This window comes from Ralstonia chuxiongensis (genome assembly GCF_024158925.1).
GTDB classification, from domain to species: Bacteria; Pseudomonadota; Gammaproteobacteria; order Burkholderiales; family Burkholderiaceae; genus Ralstonia; species Ralstonia chuxiongensis.
Window position 1 is genome coordinate 481,822 of the sequence record NZ_JAMYWC010000005.1, and the last position, 21,969, is coordinate 503,790.

The window sequence follows — 21,969 nt, forward strand, 5'->3', positions numbered from 1 at the left end:
TGGAGTACCTCATGACGGGCACACAGGTCACCAGGCAAGTCACCAAGCGCGACGGTTCATTGGCTCCGTTTGATGCGCAAAAGATCCGCCAGGCCATCGCGGCGGCCGGGCAGGCCACGGGTGAATTCGACGCCGTCGAAGCGCTGCGCCTGACCATGGGCGTGCTCGAACATCTCGCCCCGCTCCCCTGCCCCGGTATCGAAGTCATCCAGAACTGCGTGGAAGAAGTGCTGGTCGACGCCGGCTATTGGCGCACCGCGCGTGCCTACATCGTCTATCGAGAGCAGCACGCCCGGCTGCGTTCGCTCAAGCACACGCTGGTCGAAGTCGAGAGCACGATGGACGAATACCTCGAGCAGCGCGACTGGCGTGTGAATGCCAACGCCAATCAGGGGTACAGCCTCGGGGGCCTGATTTTGAACGTGGCGGGCAAGGTCACCGCCAACTACTGGCTCTCGCATGTCTACAGCCCCGAGGCGGGCACCGCGCACCGCGAGGGCGACATCCACATCCACGATCTCGACATGCTGTCGGGCTACTGCGCGGGCTGGTCGTTGCGGCAGTTGCTGACGGAGGGATTCAACGGCGTGCCGGGCAAGGTGGAAGCGACGCCACCGCGGCATATGTCTGCAGCCATCGGGCAGATCGTCAACTTTCTCGGCACGCTGCAGAACGAGTGGGCCGGCGCGCAGGCGTTCAGTTCATTCGATACGTACATGGCGCCGTTCATCCGCCGCGATGCAATGTCGTATGCGGCGGTCAAGCAGTCCATGCAGGAGCTGATCTACAACCTGAACGTGCCCAGCCGCTGGGGTACACAGACGCCGTTCACCAACCTCACGTTCGACTGGACTTGCCCTGCCGACCTGCGCGAGCAGATTCCGTACATCGGCGGCGAAGAGATGCCCTTCACCTACGGCGATCTTCAGCCCGAGATGGACATGATCAACCGCGCGTACATCGAGGTCATGATGGCCGGCGATGCAAAGGACCGCGCGTTCACGTTTCCGATTCCCACCTACAACATCACGCCGGATTTCGATTGGGAGCACCCCAACACCACGTTGCTGTTCGAGATGACGGCCCGCTACGGGCTGCCCTACTTCCAGAACTTCCTCAATTCCGATCTGGAGCCGCACATGGTGCGCTCGATGTGCTGCCGCCTGCAGCTCGACCTGCGCGAACTGCTCAAGCGCGGCAACGGGTTGTTTGGCTCTGCTGAGCAGACTGGTTCCATTGGCGTGGTGACGGTGAACTGCGCGCGGTTGGGCTATCTCTACGCGGGCGATGAGGCGGCGCTGCTGGCGCGGCTCGATACGCTGCTCGCACTCGGCCGCGACGTGCTGGAGGTCAAACGCAAGTTCGTCCAGCGGCTGATCGACCAGGGGCTGTATCCGTACACGCGACGCTACCTGGGCACGCTGCGCAACCACTTCAGCACGCTCGGCGTGAATGGCATCAACGAGATGGTGCGCAACTTCACGCGCGACGCAGACGACATCACCACGCCATTCGGCCATGCCATGGCGGTGCGCCTGCTCGACCACGTGCGTCAGCGCATGACCGAATTCCAGGAGGCGACGGGGCACCTGTACAACCTCGAAGCCACGCCTGCAGAGGGCACGACCTACCGCTTCGCCCGCGAAGACCGCAAGCGCTGGCCAAGCATCCTGCAGGCTGGTACGACAGAACAGCCGTACTACACCAACTCCAGCCAGTTACCCGTCGGCTACACCGACGACCCGTTCGAAGCACTGGCGCGCCAGGAAGCGCTGCAGAGCAAATACACGGGCGGCACGGTGCTGCACCTCTACATGAACGAAGCCATTTCCTCGCCGCAGGCATGCAAGGAACTCGTACGGCGCGCGCTGGCGAACTTCCGCCTGCCGTACATCACCATCACCCCGACGTTTTCAATCTGCCCAAAGCACGGCTACCTGTCCGGCCATCACGCGTTCTGTCCGAAATGCGATGCAGAACTGCTGGCACAGCAGCCTAGCGACAAGTGCGGTTGCACAACGGCGGGCACTCCAGGTTCTTCCACCCACCTCCATCACGAAGGAGCCTCCGTATGAGCACCGTTGCACACACCACCAACCTCACCGTTGCACTCGACGACAGCCAGCGCACGCGCTGCGAAGTCTGGACACGCGTGATGGGCTATCACCGGCCCGTCAGCTCGTTCAACATCGGCAAGCAAGGGGAATTCCGTGAACGCCGCTTCTTTGTTGAAGACCGCGCCCGCTGAGCCACCGCACTGCCCGCCGCCGGCCATCGGCGGCCTGGCACCGTTCTCCAGCGTCGACTGGCCCGGGCAGCTTGCGGCAGTGGTGTTCGTGGCCGGCTGCCCGTGGCGCTGTCATTACTGCCACAACCCGCACCTGCAAACGCGGGCCCGCACGCTGGACTGGGACGACGTCTTTGCCTTTCTGCAGCGCCGCGTGGGGCTGCTCGACGCGGTTGTCTTTTCCGGCGGTGAACCGCTGAGCGAGCCGCAGTTGCCGCAACTGATGCGCGACGTGCGCGCGCTGGGCTACAAGATTGGCCTGCACACCGGCGGCATTTATCCGGCGCGCCTGGCCGATGTACTGCCGCTGGTGGACTGGGTGGGACTCGACATCAAGACCAGCGCACCGCGCTACGATGCACTCACGGGCCGCCGCGGCAGCGCTGCGCCGGTCGACGCGTGTCTGGATCTTCTGCTACAGAACGGCGCCGCATTCGAGTGCCGCACCACGTGGCACCCCGACTGGTTGCCCGAACCGCAGCTTCTTGCGCTGGCGCAAAACCTCAGCCAACGCGGCGTGAAACACTACGCACTACAAGCCTACCGAAGTGCCCCCGGAACCCCGGCCATCACGCTGCCCAGCGAGGGCGCCCAGCGCGCATTGGCCGCCTGTTTTTCTTCTTTCTGTTGCCGGTGACACCATGCAAGACCCCCTCAATGTGGGCGATCTGCTCAAGCACAGCCCGCTGTTCCTGGACTTCGACGACGATGACATGGCTGTGCTCACGCGAGACAGCCACGCAGTGCGTGTGTTGCGGCACGACTTCGCGTTTCACCGTGGCGATCGGGCAGATGGTTTCTATGTCGTGGTGGTCGGCGCGATCAAGCTCGTGTTGCCGGGGGCGCACGGCCAATGCAAGGTCATCGAATTCTTCGGGCCCGGCGAGTGCTTTGGCGAGCCCTTCATGTTCCTGAACCGCCCTTACGCGGCAGATGCACAAGCCATGGAAGACAGCCTGCTGGTCTGGATCGACAAGCGCGCCATCGACGATGCACTGCACGTGCATCCGCGCCTTGCGCGGCAGATGCTCGCGGGGCTGTCCGCGCGCCTGCACACGTTGATGTGCGACATCGAAACCGTGAACCTGCAAAGCGCCAATGAACGGCTGATCGGGTATCTGCTCTCGCTGCCGCGCAAGTTTGACCGCACGCGGTTTCCATGCAGCAAGAGCCTGGTCGCGTCCAAGCTGGGGCTGGCGCCGGCCACGCTTTCCCGCACGCTGCGTCAATTGATTCGCGACGGGCTGATCCGGGTGGAAGGCCGCGAGGTTGTCATCCCGAACACCACGGCGTTGCAGCGCCAGCTCATGGCGGGATAAAAGCAGCAAGCCAATGCGGATCAATCGCCTGCGGTGTCGAGGCGATGCTGGAGCGTGTTGACGGCGTCATCCACCAGCGCGGCGGCGGCAGTCAATTCATCGTCACTGCAATCGGCGTGATAGCGCTTCTTGGCGCCGTACTGGTTGAGCACGAGGTGAATGTCCGGCGCCACGCCCGCCGTTGCCAGGCAGGCCTTGACGCACGCCAGTGCGCAACCGTCGAGCGCAAGAATGGGGCGCCCGCTGCGTGCTATCTTGACGAGCGCGCGCACCCCGCCGCCGACACCGCTGATGCAGGACATCTCTGCCCTGCCTGCGCGGTCCAGATCGACGGCCAGGCGGTTTGCCGCTTGCGCCACACTCGAACAACCCGAGCATGCATAGACGAGCGGCAATGCACGTGATGACATGGCGCCCCTCGCTATCGCGATTGCCAGCGTGCAAGCCACGCCGGGCGTGCAGCCGCATCGAGCCAGTTCTTGACGATCAGCCCCAGCTCCGTGTCACCCGCAATCTTGAGGCGGCGTTGGAAAAACAGCGTATCTGCGTCGGCAGTGCCGCGAATAAGCGCAACGAAATCGCCCACGCCGGCACGCAACTCCAGTTCGGGTTCGGGGCTTGAAGCGGAAAGCGTGTGGAACGCTCCACCGCGGCAGCAAAAGCAGGCGCGCAGGCCGAGGTCTTCTACGGTGATGGCAAAGCGCCGCCCTTCCAATTCCGGGGGCGGCGTCAGCCAAGACAGGCGCCGGGCCAGATCAAGACCCAGCACAAACGGGAACGATGTCAGCGGCACCGGTAGGCTGCGCGCCATGCGGACGAACATTTCGGGTGGGCGCAGTCGCGTCATTGCGGCGCCTCCAGCCATTCAATGCCAGACTGCCCGTGCCAGTAGCCGTTGCAGCGTCCAATGCCCTCCGGAGGCTGCACGTCCCGCACAGGCAGGCCAAGGCGCAGGGCATCCAGTGCCGCCACGGCGTCCAGCGTGCCCTGCGATTGCGGACTGACACGCAGCACCTTCACGCCCAGCGCAGACAGCGCGGGCGCCTGATCGAGAATGTCGAGGCATTGCCCTGATTGCGTCTGGATACCGTTAATGGCGAGAAACTCCTGCCCTTCGCGCGTACGCACCGCCAGGCCATCAGGATGCTCGATGCAGCGGAAGCCGCAGTCGTCCTTGTTGAGGCGAAAGTGTCGCGCCGTAAAGCAGCGTGCGGAAAATGCCAACGGCAAACGTCCCCACACCATTGCTTCGATCGCCAACTCGGCAGGCTTCTCGCGCATCAGCTCGGCCAGCGTGGCTTGGCTCATCTCCAGCGGCATGACCGCACGCACCGCGCCCAGCCCCGCCAGCCATGCCAGCGTCGCGCCGTGATACGCGTTGCAATGCGGGCCCGCAACGAATGGCCGGCCGTTCAGCAACCGCACAGCGCCAAGCTCGCCGGCTTCGACCATCCAGTCGTCCTGCTGACATTGCTTGCGCAACGCCTGCGCCTCGGCGCTGGTTTCAATGAGCGTGCGCGTTGATAGCACCACCGATTTGCCCGCCTCGCGCAGCATGGCCGCGATATCGAGCCAGTCGTCCGCGCGCAATTCGTGGCGGCGGCTGCAGACCGTCTCGCCCACGTAGACGATGTCGACAGGGCTGGTGGCAACCTCCGCGTAGAAGTCGAACGTCTGTAGCCGCGGCCAGTAATACAGCAGCGGACCAAGCGAAATTTCGTAGGACATGATGTGCCTTCTATTTCCAGGGGCGATCAAACGCGCCTTGCGTGACGTGCGCACCTTCTGCGTGACGCACGAGTGCCGCCTGCCAGTCGGGCTTGACGGAAAAGCGCGCCGGGTCCGCCTGTGCCGCATCTAATGCGGCGCGCAATGTGGCCACCACCTGCGCAACGTACGCCGGACTGCGCTGGCGCCCCTCGATCTTGATTGCCGACACGCCCATGGCGATCAACCTGGGCAACAGGCTGAGCGCATTGAGGCTCGTGGGCTCCTCCAGCACGTGGTCGACCTCGCCGTCGACGAGGAAGCGCCCCTTGCACAGCGTCGGATACCCGGCCGGTTCGCCCGGTGCGTATTGGTCAATCATGATGTTGTTCAGGCGGGCATCCAGGCTGCCGTCGCGCTCCACCCAGCGCACCGCATGCGCGGGCGAACACACGCCCTTGTTGTTAGGCGAATCGCCCGTGGCATACGACGACAACAGGCAACGCCCTTCGGCCATCACGCACAGGCTGCCAAAGCCGAACACCTCGATCTGCACCGACGTCTGCTGGATCACGCGTTCGACTTCGGTCAAGGTCAGCACACGCGGAAGCACGGCGCGGTGGATGCCGAACTGCTCGCGCATCAGCTCAATGGCGCCGGCATGCGTTGCCGAACCCTGCACGGATAGATGCAACCGAAGGTTTGGATAGCGGTCGCGCGCATAGGCCATCAACCCGGGGTCGGCCAGGATGACGGCATCGGCGCCCAGCATGTAGGCGGCATCGACGGCCATGCGCCACTCGATGGCGCGGCCGGGCTGCGGAAACGTGTTGATGGCAAACAGCACCTGTCGCCCTTTCCGATGCGCAAATTCAACACCAGCGCGGATGTCGTTCTCGGTAAAGTTCAGGCCTGCGAAGTTTCGCGCGTTAGTGGCGTTCTTCAAGCCGAGGTAGACGGTATCGGCCCCGGCCTCCACGGCCGCCTTGAGTGCGGCCAGGCTGCCTGCGGGCGCCACCAGTTCAATGGGGGAAGCGTTCTGTGTCATGGCGGCCAGTCTGCGACTTGTCCGCCATTGTGGTTTTGCGTTCCGTCAACCGGGCGCAAACGCTCGCGAGACACGGCGAAACGTCAGCAGCGCCCGGCATAGCATCGCACCCAGCCACACGTGCGACAGCGCGAACAGCACGCCGGCGATCACCGCCATCCGTTCAGGCTGCAACGGCACCAGCAACAACGCCAGCAATACAAGCAGCAGTAGGCGAGCATGCCAGTGCTGTTGCCGCTCGCCGATCAACGTTTGCATGGCCGGTAGCCGCACATGCCGCGGCACCCGCCTGCGCAGGTGCATCCAGATCATGAACGGGATGATCTTGCCGAGCATCGCATTGACAGGCAGCACGCCGCCGCCCACGAGGGTCAGCACGCCGATCTCCCACGCGATGGGCCAGTCTGTCGGCAGCCAGGACGCGGTCAGACCCAGCACGGCAACCACCAGCCAGGCGACGGAAGCCGCCAGCCACAGCCGCCAGCCCGGATCGTGCCGACGACGCGCGCTGCGCACGGCATGCACGCCCACCATCGCCAGCGCTGCCAAGGCGAGCCAGCCCCACGATTGCCAAAGCACCGCGCCGCGCCCGACGCCCCACAGACTGCCAATGATCAGCGGCGCCCACAGCCACCACGGCATCAGCCAATGCCAGCGCTCCGGCAAACGCCGCGTCTGCCAGAACATCGGCAACACCGTCGACGCCACGCCCGCGACCAACGTTGCCAGCCAGCCCCCGAGGCCCCAACCGACATGCAGGTTCAACAGCACGGGCGATGGCGCGAACCATCCGCTGGCCAATGCCGTGGCGAGCGTTGCACCGCTGGCCAGCGTTGCCAACACCGCCCAGCCGATGCGGCGCAGTGTTCGCACTGTCGCATGCGTGCTGCGCGTCTGCACCACGCGCATCCCCGCAAGGACGATCAACGCGGCGGGCACGGCCAGCAGCGGCGCCCCCAACCATGCAGCCAGCACGAATGCGCGATGGTCCGCGCCCAGGAAACCCGTTGCAAGTGCAGATGCCGTTGCCACGCACGAGAGCGCCACCCACGGCGACACCCATCTCGCGCCACGCACAGGCACGCCGGCCACCACGGGAAGCAATTGAAATAGCGCACCGAGCATCGCCGGCAAGAGCATGCCGACGGCCAAGGCGTGAACCAGCGCGAGCGACAGCGGCGCAAATCGGCCAGGCAAACCCGCAGACGGCCCCAGCGCCAGCAGAAGACCGGCCGCCGCGCCCACCCACGGCACCGGCAGCAGGCAGCCGAACACCACGCCGGCAGGCGGCATGCGTTCGTAGAACAGCGTGGGGGTGGTCGGCATCGGAGCGGCTGAAGATCTATCCAGCCGACCACGTTAGCGCAGACGCATCTGCATGCGCTTGATGTGCGTTAAGCGTCAGCGCGGTGTGAATCCGATGGAACGCCGCTCGCGCAGTTCTGGCTTGATGGAATGCTCCTGCCGCAGTTGTGCGAGGAAGGATTCCGGATCAAGCGTCTCGCCCAACAGCAAAGACTGCTGCTTGACCACCGCAAAGTCGCCCGGCGTGAGCATGTCGAGCGACGCCAGCATCTCACGCCACACAGGCTTGAGCGCCTCGGCTTTGCCGCCCAGCGCTTCCGCAATGAACATCTGCTCGCGCTGCGCACGCACCAGCGGTTTGAAGCGGATCTTGAACGCAAACCGCCGCAGCGCCGCCTCGTCAATCCGATCAAACAAGTTGGTCGTACAGACGAAGATGCCGTCAAAGCGCTCCATGCCCTGCAGCATCTCGTTGACTTCCGACACTTCGTAATTGCGCACCGCGCCCTGGCGGCTCTGCATGAAACTGTCCGCCTCGTCGAGCAGGAGCAGTGCGCGCTCTTCTTCGGCTCGCGAGAACATCGCCGCAATCTGCTGCTCGGTTTCGCCAACGTACTTGCTCATTAAGTCCGACGCACGACGAATCATCAACGGCATGTCGAGCTGCGCCGCGATGTGCTCGGCCAGCACCGTCTTGCCCGTGCCCGGCGGCCCATAGAAGCACAGCGTGCCGCGTCGCCGCGCGCGCAGCGCTTCGATGATGCGCTCGACAGAAAACCGTGTCTCCAGGTTCAGATAGTCCAGCTTGTATTCGGTCACGACGCGATGCGCCTGCACGTCCGGCCGCAAGCCCATCGCCTGATCGGCGTGGTCGAGCTGACGCTCGATCAGTGATTCGGCGGGCTCTTCCATTGCCGGCTGCGTCAGGCGTGCAAAGCGTGCGGCAGAATCGATCTGCGCAGGTGTGAGCGTCTTGCGCGCCGCCAGCTTGGCCATGAACGCGTCCGACACCTCCAGCCCTTCCAGATGCTTGCGGATGATGCTCTCGCGCACGGTCGGCGGCGGCACCTTCAGCTCAAGATGGAACTGGAAGCGGCGCAGGTATGCCGGGTCGATCTGGCGGATGGAATTCGACACCCAGATCACCGGCACGGGGTTCTGCTCCAGCGTCTGGTTCACCCACGCCTTGCCGTTGACAGAGCCACGCGGCTCTTCGTGGCCGAAGAGGCTCATCAGCTCACGCGTCGGGCCGGGGAATACGTCTTCCACCTCGTCGAACAGCAGTACCGCGCCGGGTCGCCCGCGCAGGAACGCCTGCGACACCTGCAACGAGCGGTAGCGGTCTTTGCCGGTGAGGCTGTTGCCGTCCTTGTCGAGGCAATCCACTTCGTACAGTTCGCAACCGGCGTCGCGCGCCAGCACGCGGGCCAGTTCCGTCTTGCCAGTGCCAGGCGCGCCATACAGCAGGATGTTCACGCCCGCGGCGCGCTGCTGCGACGCGTTCTCCAACAGCGCGGTCAGGTAGCGCGCATCGGTTTCCACATGCGGGTAATCGGACTGCGACAGCGTGGTCGACGGGGCGGGCCGCGTGAAGACGGCCATCATGTCCGCCTCGCTGGCGTAGTCGCCCAGCAGCACGTGCAGAAGGCGGTCGGAGATGCGCATCAGATCGCCCAGGTCGGTGACGCTGTTCTCCGGCAGAGGCGGCTCGATGAGACCCAGCGTCTCCAGCCGCGAACCGGGCCGCAATGACGCGGCAACTTCGGACGTGCTCGCCCCCGCCAGGCTGGCGAGCAGCTGGAACGCTTCCTGGCTGTGCGCGACCTTGCAATCAACCATCACTGCGCGCAGATCGCGCTTGTATTTCACCAGGGAAGCAAACAACAGCAGCGCGCGTTCGTGCGGCGGCAGGCCGAGCACGCGGGCCAGCATGTCGATGTTGCCGACGAGCAGGACACGTTCACCGGAGAGCCGCTCGCCCAGCGCATCGCACGACGCGCCAAACACGGTGAACATGTCTTTGGCGTGATGCTTGACGTACTCGTCGAGGTAATAGAACAGCGAGCCTTCATCGAAGGCGCTGCTCCACTGACCGTGGCGGTCCATGAAGGTGGGCAGGTCGAGCTTGCCGACCGCACGCCAGCCCGGCATGTCGGCGCAGCGCGCAGACAGAAAGCGCTGCAGCCGCTGGATGACCGTGACGGGCCAGATCAGCTCCGGCGCGCAAACGGTGAGAATGTCATTGATATTGGTGCGCAGGTTGAAGCGCAGGCCCATCGCACAGACCGTGCGCAGCGCAAATTGTGCACACATGGAATCCAGCGACGACAACAGCAGCGCCTGCGGCTGCCTGCCGCCCGTGGGGACGAACGTACCATCGTCGTCAGCGTCGTCCATGTTGAGGTTGGCTTCATCCATGGTCGCCCCCTTCTTCCCCGTTTCACGGTTGGCCGGCCGGTCACCGTGTTTGAATGATTTTCATCCTAGCGCGTTTGCGCACACAGCGTACCCCGGGTGGACCCGTGTCTTTGCAAGTTGCGAGCCCGAGGCGTCTTGAATGGCCCACCGCCTGCACAGGCAGTTTCTCGCCATCAGCCGTCTGGACGTGAGCCTCACCCCACGAAAGACAGGGAATTTCTTCGCAAATAGGAATCATTATCGTTTATACTTTCCCTATCGACACAATAGGCTGAACGCAAACTGTGCTCAGTTGTCGCAACACTGTTGCAGTTGCAGGCCTACAATACCTGTCACGCTGGCGGTGACCCCGCCGGCTTCAACGCTAGGCGCCATGGAATTGCTCCTGAGTCTGCTCATCAGCATTGGGGTTTCACTGATCGTCTTCGGCAAGCGCTAACGCTGGCCGCTTTCGTTGTTCATCCCACCACCATCGCATTGCATTCCTTTTTTCTGCTTTCGATTCCCGGTCGTTGATGATTCACCCTCGTACTCTCAAGATTCTGGTGGTCGTGCTGTTGCTGCACGCGGGCGTGCTGATGATGATCCAGCTCGGCCTGATCGCCCCGCGCCCGCCTGTCGAAGAACCGCTGGAAATCCAGGCGCACATCATTCCGGCCGCGCCTGAGCCGATCAAGCAACCGGAGCCGCCCAAGCAGCAACCGGTCAAGCAAGAGGCGCCCAAGCCCGTCAACATCGTCAAGCCGGTCGCGCAACCCAAGCCGATGCCGACGCCCACGCTGCCGCCGTCGGACAACGCCCCCGTGGTGCCCGCCGCGCCGCCTGCACCGCCGGCACCGGCTCCTGAACCCACGCCCGCGCCAGCACCGGTTTCGTCTGGCCCGATCAGCGTCGGTATCAACGACATCCAGTGCAGCGATCCGCCGCTCGTCTATCCCAGCATGTCGCAAAAAATGGGCGAAGAAGGCCGCGCCATGGTCAAGATCTCCATCGGCACGGCGGGTGAAGTCACCAACGTGACGGTCACCTCGTCGTCCGGCTCGCCGCGCCTTGACCGTGCCGCCACTGATGCCGCGCGCGCCATCAAGTGCAGCCCTTACAAGCAGAACGGCCACGCCGTGCCCGTGGTGGCCAGCAAGCCGTTCGTCTTCAAGCTCGATAACTAATTCGATTCCGCTTCTCGCTTAGCCTCTCGCTCAATTCAGGACATTCATCATGCAGGAACTCGGTCTTTCCCACCTCTGGACACAAGGCGATATCGTCACCCGCGCCACGGCAATTCTGCTGCTCATCATGTCGCTCGCCTCGTGGATCGTCATCTTCACCAAGGCATGGGACATCGTGCGCCTGAAGTCGATGGCGCACGGCGCTGAAAAGCGTTTCTGGCACTCGGATGATTTCGATCACGCCATGCAGACGCTGGGCTCAGCCAAGGACAACCCGTTCCACATGTTGGCGCAAACCGGCCGCGAGGCCGCACAGCACCATCGCGCCAGCCAGCCGCAGCTGCACGATGTGATGGACATCTCCGACTGGATCACGCGCTCGCTAAAGAGTGCCATCGACGAGTCGGTGGGCCACATGCAATCGGGCTTGGCCGTGCTGGCATCGGTCGGCTCCACTGCACCGTTCGTCGGTCTGTTCGGCACGGTGTGGGGCATTTATCATGCCCTGCTCGGCATCGGCGCCGTGGGCGTGCCGACCATCGACAAGGTGGCCGGCCCGGTGGGTGAATCGCTCATCATGACCGCCTTCGGTCTGGCCGTCGCTATCCCGGCGGTGCTCGGCTACAACGCCCTCACGCGCGGCAACAAGGCCATCATCGCCAAGCTCAACCGCTTTGCGCACGACCTGCACGCTTACTTCGTGACCGGCGCGCGCCTGCGCCCGGGCACTTCGCGTGACGACGCCGGCGTGCGTCTGGCGGCGGTCAAGCAGCAGTAAGGAGAGACCATGTCCTTCGGATCTTTCGACAGCGACGACGAGGTGATGAGCGAGATCAACATGACGCCGCTGGTCGACGTCATGCTGGTGCTGCTGATCATCTTCATCATTACCATTCCGGTGATCAACCACGCGGTGAAGATCGACCTGCCGCGCGCGTCCAACAAACCCGACGACGCCAAGCCGCAAAGCGTGAACGTCGAGATCAACGCAGACGGCCAGGTGTTCTGGAACAACCAGCCCGTTGACGAGGCGACGCTGCAAGCCGACATCGCGCAGGCTGCGCAACAACAACCGCAGCCGGAAATGCACCTGCGTGCTGACCGCAACGTGCGCTACGAGCGCGTGGCGCAAGTAATGGCCTCCATCCAGCGCGGCGGCCTTTCGCGCATTGGCTTCGTGACGGAGCCGCAGCACTAGGCGGCACGCTTCACCGTGCCCAACGAACCTCGTCTTCGAGGGTTCGTCGCTTCAGAACCTAACGCAACCGGGCCACGCGCCCGGTTTTTTTTCGGGCACGGATCAGCACATTCTCAGATCACCCTTGTAATGATAACGATTCGCATTTAATCTATCTCGCATTCGCTGGGAATGCTTCACCAGCCAGCGCTCCAGCCTCGTTTTTCGCTCGCCAGGACATTGCTATGAATGTTGCCGAACACCAAGACGCAGGACGCACCGTGACGCGTCGTCGTCACGTCATCGTGGCCCGCAAGCGCCCCGCCGATCTGAATGCCGCGCCCGAAACATCCGCTGCATCAACAGCATCCGAAGCCGTTCGGGATATTCCCACCACCATCGGCGACACGCGGGTAATGACTTCCGAACAACTCTTTGCCGGTCAGAACGCCGTCGCCATCCGCCATAACGGCGCGATCTACACGCTGCGCGTGACGCGCTTCGGCAAGCTGATTCTTACCAAGTAACACCGCAACACGCACCGGCTTTTGTGGGGACGTCTCTCTCAGGAGACATTCGGCCCTAGCCAGCCGTCGTCGTTTCGCATTGCTGTTTGCATGGCCAGACGACCGCCAGCCACGCCGCTCTTTCCCCTGCATCGCGCGCCCAAAGAAAAAGGCGCGACCACTGCCGCGCCTTCCCTTTGCTGATCCGTCTAGCGTGATTGCGTATCAGCAGATCACGTTCACAGCGGCAATGCCTGCCTTGGCGATCACCACGTCTTCCGTGGACTTCACGCCCGACACACCCACCGCACCGGCACACACGCCTTCCACCATCACCGGCACACCGCCTTCGAGCATGCCCTGCAGATGCGGCGCCGACAGGAACGAAATGCGACCGTTGTTGATGATGTCTTCGTAGATCTTCGACTCGCGACGGCCCAGCGCTGCGGTACGCGCCTTTTCCGGAGCGATGTACGCCGAGATGGTGGCGCAGCCGTCCATGCGGCGCAGGCCCATCAGATGGCCGCCATCGTCCACCACGGCGATCGTCACGTTCCATTGGTGTGCGCGCGCTTCTTTCTCGGCAGCATCCAGGATCTTGGTGACATCGTCCTGGCACAGGCACGGTTTCGTTTTCATGACGTTCTCCTTGGTGGTTGTAATGCAAAGGCGCAAGGGCTGTGTAAAGCCCGTATCAGGCAAAAGTATGCCATCGGCAGTGATCGCTTCCACAGCATGATCCCGCATCAATGACGCAAAAGAGCCGATACATTCCTGCACTTCAGTATCGTTGAGTATCGTTCCGCCTGCGCCGTACGCCAGCGTTTCCTTAGTCCCTTGCGAGCCCACGTTAACACGCGGCATGCGTCAGAAAGATGCACAAAGAAAAAGCCCGGGTATTGCCCGGGCTTGATGTTGCGATGCGGCGGCAAACCTGCCGCTCTCAGTTTATGACTGACGGCCACTGCAGGCGCCATCGGTGTATGGATCGGCGCGCCCCATCTTCGCCCCGTCGGTATAGGGGTCGGTGCGGCCCATTTTTGCGCCATCGGTGTAGGGATCAGCACGGCTGACCTTGGCTCCATCGGTATAGGGATCGGCGCTGCTCACCTTATGGGTGGCCTGATATGGATCGATCGAGCCGGCGTGCGCGACCGCCGCGCCTAGCGCCAGGGCCAAGCCGCTTGCGGCTGCAACCAAGGTGCGCGTTGCAAAGCGTTGCGTGGTGACTTGCATGAGGACTCCTTCGGTCATGACACTGCGAACATGACGTGCGCCGGCGTGACACACGTGTCCGCGTCGTTCACGCGGACATCATTTCGACCGGATAAACGAGCCGCCAGTTCTCCGGCGCGCTGCTTTGTCACGGGGCCGGCTACTCGGTTACCTGTCATCCAAATCGACGCACGTGCCATGCCACGGGGGGGCCTGGCGCCAAAGAAAAAAGACTCCCGAGGGAGCCTTCGTTTGGCGGATGCGCCGCTTAACGCCAGTGGCCCCAGTGGCGGCCGTCGTACCAGCGATAACGCGGGCCCCACCGGTACCAACCCGCGCCCACCACAATTGGTGCGGGGCCATAAGCAGGCGGACCGTAATACACGGGCGCCGGGGCGTAATACGCCGGAGGCGGCGGTGGCGCGTAGTAGACCGGAGGCGGCGGCGGGTAGTACACCGGTGCCGGCGCCACATACACAGGCGCCACCGGCACGCCAAACCCGATGCCGACGCTCACGTGCGCCGACGCCATCTGCGGCACGGCCAGCACTGCCAGTGCGGCTGCACCTGCAATCCACAGCACATTGCGTCGAATCATCTTGATCACCTGCAGCTAAAGCGCCGAGCGAGTCCGTAGCCGGCGCGGAATACGGTATCTGTATTGTATTCAGGGCCGCTGACATAGGTGATACGGCACTGGCGAATTAGTAACAGAACGTAACGCCACTCCGCACATCACGCTCGCCCCGTCAGTTCAGCGCGGGGCTGCAGTCGAATTCGCCGGAGGCGATCATCGCCTCGGCATACGCTCTAGCGGCCTCAAGTGCGCTGGCGGCGCTCGGATATGTATTCGCCGACTCGCGCACGGTGGTGCGAGCTAACAGAGTCTCACCGTTACTGGCGCGCAAGATGCTCACTTCGGCGCGCCACGCTTGCGGCGAGAGTTCATAGGCAGATACTTCGATTTTGCAGTCGTCTCGGAAAGTCATGTGGCCTCCGGTTCGTATTGGATAGGTCGAGCTCCGTGTCAATGCACGAAGAGCCAGATCACCAGCAACACAAGCGCGGGAACACCCAAGAGCCACGCAACGAGATAGGGCATGACAACCTCCCACATGTTGATAGGCATGTAGGAAGTGTAGAGACGCGCGCACGGGAGGAGTGTCGAGCTCCGCCCGCGCCGTTTTGTAGGACTGTACCGAAATGACTGTCGGCCCACGCCGACGCTTCTCACCCGTACAGAGGAGCCTCAGCGTGCAGTACCGTCCTTGGCGGCTACGTCACTTGGGCTCGGGATACGGCTCGCACCGGCCTCTTCAGCCGCCTCTGCCGCGGCCACTTCCAGGCCGACCGATGCTTTGAAGAAATTCACGGCGGCCTCGGCGCCAGGAGGCGCGGCGTCCACAAAATTTTCCGCGACGAAGCCCCATTGCCGGCGCACTTCGTCACCGTGTTGCTGCAAGGCGCGGGCGATCCCGTTTTGCGTCTCGACGCCGATCTCAACAAAGTTGCGCGTATAGCCAGAGACACGTTCGCCAGCCGGTTGCAGATAACGCGCTTGTGCATTCCACCATTCGCCGGCGTCGTGCGCACCGGCGGCGTCGTGCAGACAGTGCTCCGTTTCGCCAAGACCGGTCTTGAGGGCCTGCAGATTGAGCCCGATCAAGCGATTGACGCCGTTCACGGCCTCTTCCGTGACTGCCATCCAGGTTTCGAGCTGCGATCGTTGCAGAACGCCGAGTTGCTCCAGAGTCATCATGTCGGTTACTCCCTCGTGAGATCGGTGAATACGTCCAGCATGTGCCGGGCGTTTCAGTGTAGCCGCGCACGATACCGATTTCCTTGACCTCAACCATTTGTCCTACAGGTGTTTCGGACGCCATCGCCTGCGGTGCCAGCCATGTGCGCGTTAGAGTGAATCGCATCCGTCACCAGACCTCGGAGTCACGATGAAACGTCTCGCCGCTGCCCTGATTGCTACCGCCACCATTGCTGCCACACCGCAGGCATTCGCGCAGGTCGCGGGCCACGCTGCGCTAGGGGTATCCGTTACCGAACTCGATGCCGTCATCAAAGGCGTGAGTGTGAAGAAGCAGGTGCTGGGCAAGCCGGTCTACAACGAGGCAAAGGAGAAGGTCGGCAATGTGCAGGACTTGATCGTGACGCCGGAGAACGCTGTGTCGTTTGCCATCGTCGGTGCAGGCGGCTTCGTGGGCGTGGGCCGTCATGACGTAGCCATTCCTGTGAATCAGTTCCAGTACGACCAGGGCAGAATCGTGCTGCCGGGCGCGACCAAAGACGCCATCAAGGCGCTGCCGGAATTCAAATACGAGCGACAGCAAAAGCCTGCCAAGGCCTGATGCGCTTGGGAACTTTGTCCTCTGCAGCCGCGCTGAAGGTGTGGGAATCGACTGACACGCCTTTCAGGCAACCTGCCCTGCACATCGCGGCGTGCATGCGCTTGAATGAAGGTACACAGACGACAAAAGGAGTTTGTTATGCGTGCCTTCGTATCCTTGATTCTGGCGGCCGCATTGGCATCCGTCAGCGGATGCGCGGACATGACGCCAAAGCAGCGCAACACTGCGCTAGGCGCAGCCGCAGGTGGTGTCGCCGGGGCGGCCATCTGGGGCGGTCCGGGCGCCACGCTGGGTGGTGCGGCTCTGGGTGGCGTGGTCGGTAACGCCGTCACCAAGTAACCCCCGCCAGAGCGCGCAGCGATGCGCGCGCTGCAAGCTCGGGCCAGGCCATGTCGCCTGGCCCTTTTTATTGCCTGAGAGCGGCGCAATGTCGTCGCACATTCCCCTCATACGCATATGCGGATGCCGGCGCATAATCGGCGTTTTGCAACGGAGGCAATGTGCGATACGAGCAAGAAGGCTTTGGCGTGAGCAGCACACCGATCCTCAGTGTCGAAGGCCTGCGCAAACGTTACGGCGACCAGACAGTCGTCGACAACCTGAGCTTCAGCGTGCGGCGCGGCCAGTGCTTTGGCCTGCTCGGCCCGAACGGCGCGGGCAAGACCACCACGCTGCGCATGCTGCTCGGCATGACGATGCCCGATGCGGGCAGCCTGAGACTGTGCGACGAGCCCGTTCCCGAAGCCGCGCACCGTGCGCGCATGCGCGTAGGCGTCGTGCCGCAGTTCGACAATCTCGATCCTGATTTCTCCGTCTCGGAAAACCTGCGCATCTTCGGACGCTACTTTGGCCTGTCGTCCGCCACCATCCGCGAGCGCATTCCTACCCTGCTGGAGTTCGCACGGCTCGAACAGAAAGCCGATGCGCCTGTACGTGCGCTCTCGGGCGGCATGAAGCGGCGGCTGACGGTAGCCCGCGCGCTGATCAACGACCCCGACATCCTCGTCATGGACGAGCCCACCACGGGGCTCGACCCGCAAGCGCGACACCTGATCTGGGAGCGCCTGCGCTCATTGCTCGCCGCGGGCAAGACCATCTTGCTGACCACGCATTTCATGGAAGAAGCCGAGCGCCTGTGCGATGAGCTCTGCGTGATCGACAACGGCCGGAAGATCGCACAAGGCAAGCCGCAAGAACTCATCGCACGCGAAATCGGCTGCGACGTCGTTGAAGTCTACGGCGACGACCTCAACGCCCTGCGCGCGCTGCTCACGCCGCTCGCCGATCGCGTCGAAACCAGTGGCGAGACGCTCTTCTGCTATGCACGCGATCCACAGCCGCTGGTAGCCGCGCTGCGCTCGCAGGCAGAAACTCACACCATGCCGGGGCTGCGCTACCTGCACCGCCCGGCCAATCTCGAAGATGTGTTCCTGCGCCTGACCGGCCGCGAAATGCGCGACTGAGAGAACCGCCCATGTCCACTGAAACCGCACTCACTCCGACGCACAAACAGGCCTTTCCGCAGCCGCTGATGCCACTGAACTTTCGCAACTGGCAGTACGTCTGGCTGCGCAACTTCATGGTGTGGCGCAAGCTGGCCATTCCGTCGATGGCCGGCAACCTGGCCGACCCGATGATCTACCTGTTCGGCCTCGGGCTCGGCCTGGGCCTGCTGGTCGGGCGCGTCGACGGCGTGTCGTACATCGCATTCCTGGCAGCCGGCACGGTGGCGTCCAGCACGATGATGTCGGCGAGCTTTGAAGCGATGTACTCCGCGTTCTCGCGCATGCATGTGCAACGTACGTGGGAAGCAATTCTGTATGCACCGCTCAGCCTGGGCGACGTGGTCCTCGGTGAGCTGTTCTGGGCCGCCAGCAAGTCGGTGCTTTCGGGCTTGGCGATCATGCTGGTTGCCGGTGCGCTCGGCTATGCGTCGATGCCGCAAGCGCTGCTCGCCCTGCCCGTCATCGTGCTGACCGGCTTTACCTTTGCCTGCCTGGCGATGAACATGACGGCGCTTGCGCCCAACTACGACTTCTTCATGTTCTACCAGACGCTGGTGATCACGCCGATGATGCTGCTCTCGGGCGTGTTCTTCCCACTGTCGCAACTGCCGGCGCCCGTGCGCGCGGCGACGAACGTACTGCCATTGCCGCACGCGGTGGATCTGATCCGCCCGCTGATGCTTGGCCGCACGCCCGACAACATCCTGCTGCACCTCGGCGTGCTGTTGCTGTACGCCGTTGGCGCGTTGCTGCTGTGCCTGTGGCTGCTGCGTCGTCGCATGCTCAAGTAAGGCGCGGCCCGAACAGCCAACAAAAAAGCCCGTCGCGATGACGGGCTTTTCCTTTGCTGCGTTCGAGACTCACTCGTTCACGGCAGAGCGCTGCAGATGCAATTGCGTACGCGGATCATCGTTCTGCGCATTCTCACGATCGGCCTTGGCCGAGCTGTTGCGCGCGGCCTCCAGGCGATCGAGGTACGCCTCGTCAATGTCGCCGGTCACGTACTTGCCGTCAAAGCATGACGCATCGAAATCCTTCAGCGCCGGATTGACGTCGCGCACGGCGCGCTTCATATCTTCCACGTCCTGGTACACAAGCTGGTCCGCGCCGATGATCTTGGCAATCTCTTCGTGCGTGCGGCCATAAGCCACCAGTTCGCCGCGCGTCGGCATGTCGATACCGTACACGTTCGGGAACTTCACCGGCGGCGCGGCCGAAGCGAAGATCACCCTCTTCGCGCCGGCATCGCGCGCCATCTGCACGATCTCCGACGACGTCGTGCCCCGCACGATGGAATCGTCGACGATCAGCACGTTCTTGTCCTTGAACTCGATCGCCATGGCGTTGAGCTTCTGGCGCACGGACTTCTTGCGCACCGCCTGGCCCGGCATGATGAAGGTGCGGCCCACGTAGCGGTTCTTGAAGAAGCCTTCGCGATACGGCACGCCCAGGTGGTTGGCCACTTGCATTGCGGCCGGACGCGATGAATCCGGAATCGGCATCACCACGTCGATCTTGTCGGTCACCTCGCGCTTGATCTTCTCGGCCAGGTAATCGCCCATGCGCAGGCGCGCGTCGTACACCGACACGCCATCCATGCGCGAATCCGGACGGGCGAGGTACACGTATTCAAAAATGCACGGCGAAAGCACCGGATTCGCGGCGCACTGCTTGGTGTGCAGCTTGCCCTCGAGATCGATGAAGATGGCTTCGCCAGGGGCCACGTCGCGCTCGAACTTGAAGCCGATGCCTTCCAACGCCACCGATTCCGAGGCAACCATGTATTCGATGTCGCCATCCGGCGTTTCCTGGCTGCCCAGCGCGAGCGGACGGATACCGAACGGGTCACGCACAGCCAGCACGCCGTAGCCGGAAATCTCGGCAGCGATGGCATACGAACCGCGCACGCGGCGGTGCAGGCCTTCCACCGCCGTGAAGATGGAATCGCGATTCAGCGGGATGTCGTTGCTGGCGCGTTGCAGCTCGTCGGCCAGCACGTTGAGCAGCACTTCGGAGTCGGACTGCGTGTTGATGTGGCGGCGATCACGCCGGAACATCTCGTCGCGCAGTTGATCCGAGTTCGTCAGGTTGCCGTTGTGTGCCAACACGATGCCGAACGGCGCGTTGACATAAAACGGTTGGGCTTCTTCCTCGCTGGAGGAACCTGCGGTCGGGTAGCGCACTTGGCCGATGCCGCTCGTGCCGGGCAGGCCGCGCATGTTGCGCGTGCGGAACACGTCACGCACCATGCCATTGGCTTTGTGCATGTGGAAAGTGCTGCCTGAAGCGGTGGCAATGCCCGCCGCGTCTTGCCCCCGGTGTTGCAGGAGCAACAGACTGTCGTAGATCAGCTGATTGACGGGCGTGGCTGAAACCACCCCAACGATACCGCACATGTCGAACTCCAGCGAGAACGTATTTGGTGGCGCCCACACCCGTTGCGGGCGCCGAAAAAGCTTCCCCGGATTGCCTAGCTTGTGGCCAGACGCTCCAGATCAATAGTGAACATACTTCGCGACATCAGGGGGCAACAACGGCTTGGCTGCTTGTGCTGCCTGCTCCGCATAGGGTCGCGTAATCGCATCACGCCAGAACGGCTGCTCAGGCAGGCTGGTAAAGCCGGCCACCGTCATCAACACGAGGATGATCACGCCACCGCGTGCCAACCCGAACACCATACCCAGACCGCGATCCGCCGGCTTGAGCCCCGCGCGCGCTAGCGCCGCCGAAAGTAGTGCGCCCACCAGCGAAGTTGCAATCACCGTCACGATAAACAGTAGGACGAAACCGAGAACGGTGCGTGCGACCGGCCCACCGGGCAGCGATTCCGGCATCCAGCCCGCCGCCACACCTGAAAACGTGTACGCCACCCACGCGGCAAACAACCACCCGAGCAACGCCAGCACCTCGCGGATCAGCCCGCGAAACAACCCAATCAGCGCCGACGTGACGATGATTAACAGCACACCGTAGTCAAAGAAAGTCGGTTGCATCGGGCAGCGGCTTCGATTGACTGAGGCGGAATGCGGCGTGACGAATCAGCAAATCTGGCGAGCGCGCTACGTACACGTTCGGCCGCATTGTCATTGCTGCACGAGTTTTGGCGTCAGGCCAATCTGCTCGGCACGCTTCTGCGCCGCTTCGGCGGACGCACGATCGTTGAACGGACCCGCTCGCAGCAAGGCTAGATCGCCCTTCTCAGGCACCTTCTTGTGTTCGATGTAACCGGGAATCTTCTCGCTCTTGAGCTTGCCCAACCAATTTCGGGCGCGGTCTTCGGAAGCGAACGCGCCGATCAGGAGAATGAACTTGCCACCGTTGGCATCGGTGCTCGCTGCGGCCGTTTGCTGTGTGGGCTGGGCTGCCGGTTGGGCAGGTTTCGCTGCGGGCTTGGATTCAGCAGGCGGCGTCGGACTGGTGACGGGCTTGGGCGGTGTCGCTGGCTTGGCTGCAGCCGGCGGGTTCTGAGCTGCGGGCGGCGCGTCATTGCTTGCAACAACCTCTTCGCCCTGGTCAAGCGCCTGCGCCTGATCCGTCGACGAAGCTGCAGGACGCGACGCGGAACGCCGGCTGGCGACCTTCGGCTCATCGGTCGAGGCCTTGGCGCCACGATCGACCGGCTGATCCTGGATCTGCACGGCCACCGCATCGGTCACGGGGCGCGGCTTGGCATCAAACACCAGGGGCAGCACGATCACGGCGGCGCCAACCAGTACCAAGGCGCCGATCAGCCGACGGCGAGCGCGTTGCTTTTGCGGGAGTTCGGGATCAAGACCGTCGTCGTCATCGTCGGTGCGACGGGAGGCGCGGCTGCGAGCATTCGACGATGCGCGCGAACCACGCACCGCAGCGCGAGCCACATCGGCAGCACTGCCGGCGGCTGCGCCGCGTGTGCGTTCGCCTTCAGCGTTCTTGCGGGAGGAGAAAATGGAAAACAGTCCCATGAGGGCCCCGGT

General features: G+C 63.3%; 26 protein-coding genes. 12 read left to right on the forward strand and 14 right to left on the reverse strand.

The features are described 5' to 3' along the window. Positions 1 to 11: 11 nt before the first annotated feature. Genes NKG59_RS19460 through NKG59_RS19475 form a run of 4 tightly spaced genes read left to right on the forward strand, consistent with a single transcriptional unit; the run spans position 12 to position 3,606 of the window. Positions 12 to 2,075 (forward strand): ribonucleoside triphosphate reductase, encoded by a 2,064-nt coding sequence (locus NKG59_RS19460; protein WP_253540042.1) that lies wholly within the window; start codon positions 12 to 14, stop codon positions 2,073 to 2,075. Next, positions 2,072 to 2,248, forward strand: a complete 177-nt coding sequence (gene nrdD, locus NKG59_RS19465; protein ID WP_045203281.1) for an anaerobic ribonucleoside-triphosphate reductase — start codon at positions 2,072 to 2,074, stop codon at positions 2,246 to 2,248. Before NKG59_RS19460 ends, nrdD begins: the two co-directional genes overlap by 4 nt. Next, entirely contained in the window at positions 2,211 to 2,924 is a 714-nt protein-coding gene (locus tag NKG59_RS19470; RefSeq protein WP_253540052.1) for an anaerobic ribonucleoside-triphosphate reductase activating protein, read from the forward strand. The genes nrdD and NKG59_RS19470 overlap by 38 nt, the downstream gene beginning before the upstream one ends. A 4-nt stretch (positions 2,925 to 2,928) precedes the next feature. Next, entirely contained in the window at positions 2,929 to 3,606 is a 678-nt protein-coding gene (locus NKG59_RS19475) for a Crp/Fnr family transcriptional regulator (RefSeq protein ID WP_045203283.1), read from the forward strand. A 20-nt stretch (positions 3,607 to 3,626) separates the two neighbouring features. Here the strand turns inward: NKG59_RS19475 and NKG59_RS19480 are convergent, their stop codons facing one another. From NKG59_RS19480 to NKG59_RS19505, 6 genes are all read right to left on the reverse strand, one after another. Continuing rightward, positions 3,627 to 4,016 carry a putative zinc-binding protein gene (locus NKG59_RS19480; RefSeq protein WP_253540054.1) on the reverse strand — a complete coding sequence of 130 codons (390 nt, stop codon included), beginning with the start codon at positions 4,014 to 4,016 and terminating at the stop codon, positions 3,627 to 3,629. Positions 4,017 to 4,027: 11 nt separating this feature from the next. Further along, positions 4,028 to 4,453, reverse strand: a complete 426-nt coding sequence (ubiT, locus tag NKG59_RS19485) for a ubiquinone anaerobic biosynthesis accessory factor UbiT (RefSeq protein WP_045203285.1) — start codon at positions 4,451 to 4,453, stop codon at positions 4,028 to 4,030. Further along, positions 4,450 to 5,334 carry a U32 family peptidase gene (locus NKG59_RS19490; RefSeq protein ID WP_253540056.1) on the reverse strand — a complete coding sequence of 295 codons (885 nt, stop codon included), beginning with the start codon at positions 5,332 to 5,334 and terminating at the stop codon, positions 4,450 to 4,452. Before NKG59_RS19490 ends, ubiT begins: the two co-directional genes overlap by 4 nt. Positions 5,335 to 5,344: 10 nt before the next feature. Continuing rightward, positions 5,345 to 6,361: a ubiquinone anaerobic biosynthesis protein UbiU gene (gene ubiU, locus NKG59_RS19495; protein ID WP_253540058.1), complete on the reverse strand. Its 1,017-nt coding sequence runs from the start codon at positions 6,359 to 6,361 to the stop codon at positions 5,345 to 5,347. Between the two features lie 45 nt (positions 6,362 to 6,406). Next, the gene (locus NKG59_RS19500; RefSeq protein WP_253540060.1) at positions 6,407 to 7,687 is read right to left on the reverse strand and encodes a hypothetical protein; all 1,281 of its coding nucleotides are present in this window, start codon (positions 7,685 to 7,687) and stop codon (positions 6,407 to 6,409) included. Between the two features lie 75 nt (positions 7,688 to 7,762). Next, the gene (locus tag NKG59_RS19505) at positions 7,763 to 10,084 is read right to left on the reverse strand and encodes an AAA family ATPase (RefSeq protein ID WP_253540062.1); all 2,322 of its coding nucleotides are present in this window, start codon (positions 10,082 to 10,084) and stop codon (positions 7,763 to 7,765) included. A gap of 515 nt (positions 10,085 to 10,599) precedes the next feature. On the opposite strand from NKG59_RS19505, the gene NKG59_RS19510 reads away from it, so the two are divergent. The 4 genes from NKG59_RS19510 to hemP all read left to right on the forward strand — a co-directional run bounded on the left by NKG59_RS19510 (position 10,600) and on the right by hemP (position 12,954). Continuing rightward, entirely contained in the window at positions 10,600 to 11,250 is a 651-nt protein-coding gene (locus tag NKG59_RS19510) for an energy transducer TonB (RefSeq protein ID WP_253540064.1), read from the forward strand. A 49-nt stretch (positions 11,251 to 11,299) separates the two neighbouring features. Further along, positions 11,300 to 12,028 (forward strand): MotA/TolQ/ExbB proton channel family protein, encoded by a 729-nt coding sequence (locus NKG59_RS19515; protein WP_253540066.1) that lies wholly within the window; start codon positions 11,300 to 11,302, stop codon positions 12,026 to 12,028. Between the two features lie 9 nt (positions 12,029 to 12,037). Then, positions 12,038 to 12,448, forward strand: coding sequence for an ExbD/TolR family protein (locus NKG59_RS19520; RefSeq protein ID WP_024975369.1), 411 nt, complete (start codon positions 12,038 to 12,040; stop codon positions 12,446 to 12,448). Between the two features lie 224 nt (positions 12,449 to 12,672). After that, positions 12,673 to 12,954, forward strand: coding sequence for a hemin uptake protein HemP (hemP, locus tag NKG59_RS19525; protein ID WP_253540068.1), 282 nt, complete (start codon positions 12,673 to 12,675; stop codon positions 12,952 to 12,954). 204 nt (positions 12,955 to 13,158) lie between these two features. Here the strand turns inward: hemP and NKG59_RS19530 are convergent, their stop codons facing one another. The 5 genes from NKG59_RS19530 to NKG59_RS19550 all read right to left on the reverse strand — a co-directional run bounded on the left by NKG59_RS19530 (position 13,159) and on the right by NKG59_RS19550 (position 15,907). Continuing rightward, positions 13,159 to 13,572: a GlcG/HbpS family heme-binding protein gene (locus NKG59_RS19530; RefSeq protein ID WP_024972523.1), complete on the reverse strand. Its 414-nt coding sequence runs from the start codon at positions 13,570 to 13,572 to the stop codon at positions 13,159 to 13,161. A gap of 309 nt (positions 13,573 to 13,881) precedes the next feature. Then, positions 13,882 to 14,169, reverse strand: coding sequence for a hypothetical protein (locus NKG59_RS19535; protein ID WP_253540070.1), 288 nt, complete (start codon positions 14,167 to 14,169; stop codon positions 13,882 to 13,884). 247 nt (positions 14,170 to 14,416) lie between these two features. Then, positions 14,417 to 14,746 (reverse strand): hypothetical protein, encoded by a 330-nt coding sequence (locus tag NKG59_RS19540; protein WP_253540072.1) that lies wholly within the window; start codon positions 14,744 to 14,746, stop codon positions 14,417 to 14,419. Positions 14,747 to 14,897: 151 nt separating this feature from the next. Continuing rightward, positions 14,898 to 15,137 (reverse strand): hypothetical protein, encoded by a 240-nt coding sequence (locus NKG59_RS19545; protein WP_045203294.1) that lies wholly within the window; start codon positions 15,135 to 15,137, stop codon positions 14,898 to 14,900. A 260-nt stretch (positions 15,138 to 15,397) separates the two neighbouring features. Further along, a complete protein-coding gene (locus NKG59_RS19550) occupies positions 15,398 to 15,907 on the reverse strand; it encodes a phasin family protein (RefSeq protein ID WP_045203295.1) in 510 nt (169 codons plus the stop codon). Positions 15,908 to 16,097: 190 nt separating this feature from the next. Between NKG59_RS19550 and NKG59_RS19555 the strand changes: the two genes are divergently transcribed. From NKG59_RS19555 to NKG59_RS19570, 4 genes are all read left to right on the forward strand, one after another. After that, positions 16,098 to 16,508 carry a PRC-barrel domain-containing protein gene (locus NKG59_RS19555; RefSeq protein ID WP_045203296.1) on the forward strand — a complete coding sequence of 137 codons (411 nt, stop codon included), beginning with the start codon at positions 16,098 to 16,100 and terminating at the stop codon, positions 16,506 to 16,508. 138 nt (positions 16,509 to 16,646) lie between these two features. After that, on the forward strand, positions 16,647 to 16,847 hold the full coding sequence (locus tag NKG59_RS19560) for a glycine zipper 2TM domain-containing protein (RefSeq protein WP_004634401.1): 201 nt from the start codon (positions 16,647 to 16,649) through the stop codon (positions 16,845 to 16,847). Positions 16,848 to 17,008: 161 nt separating this feature from the next. Beyond that, positions 17,009 to 17,971 carry a nodulation factor ABC transporter ATP-binding protein NodI gene (gene nodI / locus NKG59_RS19565; RefSeq protein ID WP_253540074.1) on the forward strand — a complete coding sequence of 321 codons (963 nt, stop codon included), beginning with the start codon at positions 17,009 to 17,011 and terminating at the stop codon, positions 17,969 to 17,971. Between the two features lie 11 nt (positions 17,972 to 17,982). Next, a complete protein-coding gene (locus tag NKG59_RS19570) occupies positions 17,983 to 18,804 on the forward strand; it encodes an ABC transporter permease (protein WP_253540075.1) in 822 nt (273 codons plus the stop codon). A 69-nt stretch (positions 18,805 to 18,873) separates the two neighbouring features. Here the strand turns inward: NKG59_RS19570 and purF are convergent, their stop codons facing one another. The 3 genes from purF to NKG59_RS19585 form a co-directional block, all read right to left on the reverse strand. After that, entirely contained in the window at positions 18,874 to 20,409 is a 1,536-nt protein-coding gene (gene purF / locus NKG59_RS19575; protein WP_253540076.1) for an amidophosphoribosyltransferase, read from the reverse strand. 99 nt (positions 20,410 to 20,508) lie between these two features. Then, on the reverse strand, positions 20,509 to 21,006 hold the full coding sequence (locus tag NKG59_RS19580; RefSeq protein WP_253540077.1) for a CvpA family protein: 498 nt from the start codon (positions 21,004 to 21,006) through the stop codon (positions 20,509 to 20,511). A 90-nt stretch (positions 21,007 to 21,096) separates the two neighbouring features. Then, positions 21,097 to 21,957, reverse strand: coding sequence for an SPOR domain-containing protein (locus NKG59_RS19585; RefSeq protein ID WP_253540078.1), 861 nt, complete (start codon positions 21,955 to 21,957; stop codon positions 21,097 to 21,099). Between the last annotated feature and the right edge of the window lie 12 nt (positions 21,958 to 21,969).

Bases quoted from the DNA above. Each gene is read 5' to 3' on its own strand.
- NKG59_RS19570 (WP_253540075.1), top strand. From the start codon at position 17,983: ATGTCCACTGAAACCGCACTCACTCCGACGCACAAACAGGCCTTTCCG.
- nrdD (WP_045203281.1), top strand. From the start codon at position 2,072: ATGAGCACCGTTGCACACACCACCAACCTCACCGTTGCACTCGACGAC.
- NKG59_RS19535 (WP_253540070.1), bottom strand. From the start codon at position 14,169: ATGCAAGTCACCACGCAACGCTTTGCAACGCGCACCTTGGTTGCAGCC.
- NKG59_RS19475 (WP_045203283.1), top strand. From the start codon at position 2,929: ATGCAAGACCCCCTCAATGTGGGCGATCTGCTCAAGCACAGCCCGCTG.
- NKG59_RS19520 (WP_024975369.1), top strand. From the start codon at position 12,038: ATGTCCTTCGGATCTTTCGACAGCGACGACGAGGTGATGAGCGAGATC.
- NKG59_RS19545 (WP_045203294.1), bottom strand. From the start codon at position 15,137: ATGACTTTCCGAGACGACTGCAAAATCGAAGTATCTGCCTATGAACTC.
- ubiU (WP_253540058.1), bottom strand. From the start codon at position 6,361: ATGACACAGAACGCTTCCCCCATTGAACTGGTGGCGCCCGCAGGCAGC.
- NKG59_RS19580 (WP_253540077.1), bottom strand. From the start codon at position 21,006: ATGCAACCGACTTTCTTTGACTACGGTGTGCTGTTAATCATCGTCACG.
- NKG59_RS19500 (WP_253540060.1), bottom strand. From the start codon at position 7,687: ATGCCGACCACCCCCACGCTGTTCTACGAACGCATGCCGCCTGCCGGC.
- NKG59_RS19480 (WP_253540054.1), bottom strand. From the start codon at position 4,016: ATGTCATCACGTGCATTGCCGCTCGTCTATGCATGCTCGGGTTGTTCG.
- NKG59_RS19560 (WP_004634401.1), top strand. From the start codon at position 16,647: ATGCGTGCCTTCGTATCCTTGATTCTGGCGGCCGCATTGGCATCCGTC.
- NKG59_RS19530 (WP_024972523.1), bottom strand. From the start codon at position 13,572: ATGAAAACGAAACCGTGCCTGTGCCAGGACGATGTCACCAAGATCCTG.
- NKG59_RS19505 (WP_253540062.1), bottom strand. From the start codon at position 10,084: ATGGATGAAGCCAACCTCAACATGGACGACGCTGACGACGATGGTACG.
- ubiT (WP_045203285.1), bottom strand. From the start codon at position 4,453: ATGACGCGACTGCGCCCACCCGAAATGTTCGTCCGCATGGCGCGCAGC.
- NKG59_RS19555 (WP_045203296.1), top strand. From the start codon at position 16,098: ATGAAACGTCTCGCCGCTGCCCTGATTGCTACCGCCACCATTGCTGCC.
- NKG59_RS19510 (WP_253540064.1), top strand. From the start codon at position 10,600: ATGATTCACCCTCGTACTCTCAAGATTCTGGTGGTCGTGCTGTTGCTG.
- NKG59_RS19540 (WP_253540072.1), bottom strand. From the start codon at position 14,746: ATGATTCGACGCAATGTGCTGTGGATTGCAGGTGCAGCCGCACTGGCA.
- hemP (WP_253540068.1), top strand. From the start codon at position 12,673: ATGAATGTTGCCGAACACCAAGACGCAGGACGCACCGTGACGCGTCGT.
- NKG59_RS19585 (WP_253540078.1), bottom strand. From the start codon at position 21,957: ATGGGACTGTTTTCCATTTTCTCCTCCCGCAAGAACGCTGAAGGCGAA.
- NKG59_RS19550 (WP_045203295.1), bottom strand. From the start codon at position 15,907: ATGATGACTCTGGAGCAACTCGGCGTTCTGCAACGATCGCAGCTCGAA.
- NKG59_RS19460 (WP_253540042.1), top strand. From the start codon at position 12: ATGACGGGCACACAGGTCACCAGGCAAGTCACCAAGCGCGACGGTTCA.
- purF (WP_253540076.1), bottom strand. From the start codon at position 20,409: ATGTGCGGTATCGTTGGGGTGGTTTCAGCCACGCCCGTCAATCAGCTG.
- NKG59_RS19490 (WP_253540056.1), bottom strand. From the start codon at position 5,334: ATGTCCTACGAAATTTCGCTTGGTCCGCTGCTGTATTACTGGCCGCGG.
- NKG59_RS19515 (WP_253540066.1), top strand. From the start codon at position 11,300: ATGCAGGAACTCGGTCTTTCCCACCTCTGGACACAAGGCGATATCGTC.